The organism is Streptococcus sp. DD10, from assembly GCF_001578805.1.
Lineage (GTDB): Bacteria > Bacillota > Bacilli > Lactobacillales > Streptococcaceae > Streptococcus.
In genome coordinates this window covers 108,257-113,653 of the sequence record NZ_KQ969162.1, presented here as the reverse complement: position 1 = coordinate 113,653, position 5,397 = coordinate 108,257, and the positions used below count along the sequence as shown (strand labels likewise).

Here is a 5,397-nt window from a genome sequence, read left to right as displayed (position 1 = left end):
CATCTAATCGACTAGTCTTCATTTGAAGATTATAGAGACTCATCAAGTCATTTTCAGCCTTAGTAAAATCCCTACTCGTAACCTTATGGCCACTCGAACGCAAACGTTCAGAACGAGCGACCAACTGACGTGCTTTAAATTCCACAACGACCCTATCTAACTTATCAGCTCGCTTCTTTGCTTCTAATTTAGTAATGCCTTCCTTATCAGCGTAACGCTGCCAAAAGCTATCAATTTCCTTTTGGATTTCTCTCAAATGTTGCTGATATATGCCGTCTAGCTGCTTTTCTAATTGCTCATCATTTTTTGCTCGCTTCTTATCTTCTTCTTCGTAACGCTCACGCCAATACTCATTCAACATCTTCTTCATGAGCAATCACTTCCTGGCCACCGTTTAAATCAACATCTGAAAAACGTTGCGCTTGCTCTAAGCGCTTATCAAGCAAACTTGATTTCTCTTCCTCTTGCTCCATCTTTTCTAATTCATTTTTAGGATTATCTACGATAGAAAGAACAGATAATTTAGTTTCTTCCGACACCTGCCCAGAAAGCTGGCTCACGATTTGCGCTTCTTCCAGAACGTTTCTAGGGACATTACGAGTAAAAACATACGTCACATCTCGCCAAGCCTCCGAATCCACTTTCGTCAAAGGAACGCTAAAAACAACCTCATACAATCGATTAAAACAAGATTGCATTTTGCGGTCTTTCATTTTAGCTAGATTATCCATCGCTTGCAATTTGAAGGCAAGAGCTGTACCAGAAGCGTTTCCAAAGTCTGTCTCAGATAGATTTGCTACCATCGACACAGCAAAGATGGATTCTTTCAACATCGCTATAAGATTTTCTTGCGTTGTATCTGAATTCGGCTTTTCTAAAAATGCAACATCAGGCAATTCACCATCGCCATTTTTCCACAAATTAAAGATACGATTCTCACGAATTTGTGAAGCGTTATCAGCATCTAATTCAACACCCAAAATTTTAAGATAAGCGTCTGCAAAATAATCAACATCATTGGCTTTCTCGCTTGCTGCCTTATTAAGTGCATTGATGAGCGTCTTAACGCTATCAAAAATACCTTGACGTTCTTCGTTCTCAATCAATTCAATTACTGGTAACTTGTTATAGATATGTGACATTCGCTCTCCGAACATAACATTTCCGCCATGCTGAACCGTAATATCGATGATTTCACTAGCAGTAATCACTTGTCCGTAACCAGTAGCTTCTCCAGCATTAAACGCATATCGAACAGCAAACAAAGGCTTTTCTTCGATTGCGTTATCATAAACAATAAGCATATTGATTGGATTTTCATAGGTCGCTCTAGTATTACCGTTTTCATCTTGATAGACATAGATAAAAGCATGACCAAAAATATCCGCAATTTTCGCCATTTCAAACTCATTGTCTTCCATATCGTTCAACTTACGGAAATCCGCTATAAAATCAGAAACAGACGTATCCTCATGCCTAATCTTGACAGGAACACCGATTTGATACCCGCTAAACGTATCAACAATATACTTAGCGTAATTAATCACCAAACGATTATCCGGTTTCCAAGGTTCTTTCTTGCTGTTTTTGAGAATATTATGCTCAGACATATACATATCTTCGTTCTCAATATAATTTTTAAGCAACTGTGATTGATGAAGTTTAATCGCTTCCGTTACTACTTCTTGAGTCGCTTCTTCTACTGATGTTGTAAATAACTTGCGCTTATTTAAATGAACTTGCGCCATCAAAAACCCCCTTTAAACAATTTAATCTTGCTACCACCGTCCGAATGTTGCGAATAAACAGCATATCTAACAGCATCTAACACATCATCGTTTTCTTTTACAGGTTCACCCGTCTTTTTATTCCAAACGTACTGATAAATCTCATCTTTAAATTTACTAACCTTTTCAGAAACAACAAAAAATCGCTTCATTTTCATCAATTTAGCGATTTCCTCTATACCTGACAAAACAGATTTATTTGCATTAAATGTTTTTAATTTCTCTCTTTGAAATCTCGCAACATGTTCAGGACGTGCGCTATCCGCCCAAAAAGTAATATTGCCGTACCTGTCTTTAATATCTTTCGCAATCTCCACCCAGAAATCAATTTCTTTGTATTGATAAGCATGTTCTTCTAAAAGATAAACCGAACCGTCCGAAGTCTCTCCGATTACAACAATAGACCCGAAGTGTTCATATCCCCAGTCAACACCAGCATAATAGCGGATCATTTCTGGGAGGTCATCAACTTCGTGGATAGATTTATCATAATCAGCGTAGATAGCGCCTTCTGCGACTGTCCACTTGCCAAGAATATCACGGTCATAGAATTTTCCGTTAGGCGTTGCAGCTTTTATAGATTCGATGTATCGCTTAGACAAAAATGTGTTATCGTCTAATTTAAAGCTAAAATCAATAATCATATCATCGTCAGAGTCAATATAATCCGTTTTGAGCCAATGATTAGGGTTATCTGGGTTACTATCCCAAACTATCCTTGCACCCTCACCAGAACACCTAGAAACAATTTCTTTGAACACTGTCTCGTTAGCAAGTGAAGCTTCGTTAATATATGCACCATAAGCCGTAAAACCACGGGCACGCTTAAGCCCAGATATAGAACCAGTATAGACTTGTACAACCTTGACGCCACAAAAAACGAAAGAGCCATGCTTGTCATACTTAGGCTCAAAACCATATTTATTATAGAGCTCTTGTAACACGTTGTTTTGAATAGATGTGCTAGAAGTACCAGCTAAGATATACATTGGCTCATCAATGCCTAACTTGTCAGCAATCTTTCTGACGCGGCTTAACTCGGTCACAAATGTATCGTTATTAACCACGGTTTTGCCCGCACGCTTAGCGCCGTGAAGCCCACAAATAAACCAGTCATGATTCCAGATGTAGTGCAACACGTCTAGCTGTCGCTTCGTGTAGAGCTTACTCAAATCCATCTCTTACAGCTCCTTTGATGATATCTAGGAAGCCGGCAATTTTCTCGTCTTGTCCTTCATCACCGCCTATTTGAGACTTAAGTTTTTCAATCTCAAGCTCCAACTTCTCAGCTTGCTTAGCAGTAGGATAGCGCTTTAGTATCTCAGAAATCGCCTTGATAACTGTCGCATTATCAGCTTTTTTCGTCACCCTGTCTACCTCACCAGTCACAGGATTCATCATCAAGACTTCTTCATCACGTTTACCTCTAGCAATGTCGGATAAGATGGACAAGGCTTCTTTTGCACTCATGATATTCTCATCATGCAAACGCTCCACTTCAGCATGGATAAAGGATTTTACACTTGCATTTTCTAGCAATTTACTTGCAGTACTTTTAGCGTATGCGTCACTGTAACCAGCAAAAAGAGCTGACTGATACACATTCCCAGTTCTGATATACTCACTCGCAAATAACCTCTGTCGTTGATTTAACCCAATATCCATCACCTCCAATCTAAAAAAAGTTTCTATCTTTTTGATAAAAACTCTTGACTTTATATAATACATGTGTTATAATTTATACATAAGGTTGAGAAAGGAGCAACCTTAGATAAGAAATCTAGTAGAAAGGACAACTTAAAATGAAACGTTCAGAACGAACCAAGCAAAAAGCGACTGAAGAACGAAATCAATTATCATCAAGATTGGGAATTTTCCTACTCATCCTTAATATTCTTGATAAAATAATCGATCTGTTATCCAATCGCTAAAACTTAGGTGGTGAGGAAACTCACCTCACCACTTTCATTTTAAGTAAAATCATAGGTAAATGCAAATGAAAAGTAATAAAATCCTCAATATCTTACTCATCATTGCCATCATTCTCACCTTATTTTCCATCATTACAAAACTAATCTAGGAGTTAGCATGACTGAAGAAAAGAAATACCCTCAACAAGATTATAATAAGCGCTGGGCTGAAAAAAATAAAGCCCATAAAAACTATCTTTCCTCTCGTTCTTCTGCTAGGAGCTTTATCAGAAATAAAGCAACCACCGAAGACTTGCAAGAATTACAAGTCATGATCGAAGAACGCTTGAAAGAACTTGACAACTAACAAAGAGACTGGGAAACCAGTCTTTTTGGCATCAAAAAAGCCAGTCATTGAGTGACCTTAGCTCTTCTGAGACCTCTCTTTCCAATTCTTGATACTACCATTCTAACAGATTTCAGTTACAGTGCACACCAAGATTACCTAGGGTTGTGTAACATTTTTTAGAGCGTTCCAAATTATTCCAAATTATTCCAAATGTTCTAAAATTAAGCTCAGTTCTTCAATAGCCAACTTACGCATGTTGTAGTATGAGCTCTTGCTGATAGCCATCTTGTCACAGATGTCATCAACGTATATTTTATTGATGTAGGTCAACCGCAAGATAGTTCTATGTTTCGGATTTCTCAGCTTGTTAATCAGTCTACCAAGTTCCAGCTTCCTGTTAATAACCTCATTGGTATCTTGTTCTATCGCCTCTTTCATCACGATAAGTTGGGTATAGACATCATCAACCTTTCTAGCTTGTCCACCCTTGACTTTATCTGCCGTCCACTTGGGGCTTGAGAGCAAACCTGCCTCAAGCTCATTGATTTCATCAATACGGCTTTGAATGTCCATATCAAGATTTTGCAATTCAGTTAAAAGCTCTTTAGCCTTGTTCACTCTCTGTCTCCTTTTTATGATATAATAGTATCGTTAGTTAACATCAAGGAGTCAGTCATGCGCTGGCTTTTTTTCTATCCTCCGACTTTATTTTTTTCGGCTGTTTCTTTCAAGATTTCAGCACGCTTGTGTTCGTCTTGCTGATATTGCATATTGAGCTTGTTCAAGATAACCTCTTGTCGCTGGTCAACCTCTGCATTGTTTAACAAGCTCTTGCGATTCTCTCGCACTTGTTCTTGCAGATAGCGAATTTCTTCAGATTGATTATTCAAACGAGTAAGAATCACCAACAAACCAACACTCAAAAGACAAGCAAAACTAAAAACAGCAAGTTGTAAATGTCTTATTTTATCAATCACTATTCACCTCTTCAATCTATGTTTCGCTCAAATACTCATTGAACACATCTTCATCAAGAATGCCGTTTTTAATTAAATTCTCAACTGCAACTTCAATTTTGATCAAACGATTTAATTCCTCGTTAGGCAACGTAACCATAACAACTTTTTCCATCACTTCACCATCCTCCCATAAAATGACAAGCGAACAATCGCATTGTCCATATAGCGTTCAACTTTAACATCATTCAAAGCATCAGACACATCATGACCGTTTATCGTCACATGCTGATCATTGACGTGAATCAACGTATCATCACTTGTTTCAATTATGATTTTCTTCATGTTCCAATTCCTCAATCAACCAATCCAAATTTTTCCGTGCTTTTTTCAAA

At 37.9% G+C, this 5,397-nt stretch carries 9 protein-coding genes and 1 pseudogene; 2 read left to right on the top strand and 8 right to left on the bottom strand.

Annotated features, from left to right (window positions below):
- From STRDD10_RS07885 to STRDD10_RS07870, 4 genes and pseudogenes are all read right to left on the bottom strand, one after another.
- Positions 1–370 (bottom strand): annotated as a pseudogene (locus STRDD10_RS07885) (phage head morphogenesis protein); the annotation flags it as partial.
- Positions 351–1,748: a phage portal protein gene (locus tag STRDD10_RS07880; RefSeq protein ID WP_067194749.1), complete on the bottom strand. Its 1,398-nt coding sequence runs from the start codon at positions 1,746–1,748 to the stop codon at positions 351–353. The gene STRDD10_RS07880 and the pseudogene STRDD10_RS07885, both read right to left, overlap by 20 nt.
- Complete coding sequence (locus STRDD10_RS07875) at positions 1,748–2,965, bottom strand: PBSX family phage terminase large subunit (RefSeq protein WP_067194747.1); 1,218 nt, start codon at positions 2,963–2,965, stop codon at positions 1,748–1,750. The genes STRDD10_RS07880 and STRDD10_RS07875 overlap by 1 nt, the downstream gene beginning before the upstream one ends.
- Positions 2,952–3,452 (bottom strand): terminase small subunit, encoded by a 501-nt coding sequence (locus STRDD10_RS07870; RefSeq protein ID WP_067194744.1) that lies wholly within the window; start codon positions 3,450–3,452, stop codon positions 2,952–2,954. The genes STRDD10_RS07875 and STRDD10_RS07870 overlap by 14 nt, the downstream gene beginning before the upstream one ends.
- Before the next feature lie 137 nt (positions 3,453–3,589).
- Here STRDD10_RS07870 and STRDD10_RS11765 point away from each other — a divergent pair, with 137 nt between their 5' ends.
- Together STRDD10_RS11765 and STRDD10_RS07865 are read left to right on the top strand one after the other, a co-directional pair.
- Positions 3,590–3,718, top strand: coding sequence for a hypothetical protein (locus STRDD10_RS11765; RefSeq protein ID WP_269450124.1), 129 nt, complete (start codon positions 3,590–3,592; stop codon positions 3,716–3,718).
- A gap of 157 nt (positions 3,719–3,875) precedes the next feature.
- Positions 3,876–4,064, top strand: coding sequence for a hypothetical protein (locus STRDD10_RS07865; protein WP_067194741.1), 189 nt, complete (start codon positions 3,876–3,878; stop codon positions 4,062–4,064).
- A gap of 183 nt (positions 4,065–4,247) precedes the next feature.
- Here the strand turns inward: STRDD10_RS07865 and STRDD10_RS07860 are convergent, their stop codons facing one another.
- The 4 genes from STRDD10_RS07860 to STRDD10_RS10940 all read right to left on the bottom strand — a co-directional run bounded on the left by STRDD10_RS07860 (position 4,248) and on the right by STRDD10_RS10940 (position 5,347).
- Positions 4,248–4,664: a DUF1492 domain-containing protein gene (locus tag STRDD10_RS07860; protein WP_067194739.1), complete on the bottom strand. Its 417-nt coding sequence runs from the start codon at positions 4,662–4,664 to the stop codon at positions 4,248–4,250.
- A gap of 74 nt (positions 4,665–4,738) precedes the next feature.
- On the bottom strand, positions 4,739–5,023 hold the full coding sequence (locus tag STRDD10_RS07855) for a hypothetical protein (protein WP_067194736.1): 285 nt from the start codon (positions 5,021–5,023) through the stop codon (positions 4,739–4,741).
- A 16-nt stretch (positions 5,024–5,039) separates the two neighbouring features.
- Positions 5,040–5,177: a hypothetical protein gene (locus STRDD10_RS11185; RefSeq protein ID WP_197458320.1), complete on the bottom strand. Its 138-nt coding sequence runs from the start codon at positions 5,175–5,177 to the stop codon at positions 5,040–5,042.
- Positions 5,177–5,347 carry a hypothetical protein gene (locus STRDD10_RS10940; RefSeq protein ID WP_156468632.1) on the bottom strand — a complete coding sequence of 57 codons (171 nt, stop codon included), beginning with the start codon at positions 5,345–5,347 and terminating at the stop codon, positions 5,177–5,179. The genes STRDD10_RS11185 and STRDD10_RS10940 overlap by 1 nt, the downstream gene beginning before the upstream one ends.
- Positions 5,348–5,397 lie beyond the last annotated feature (50 nt).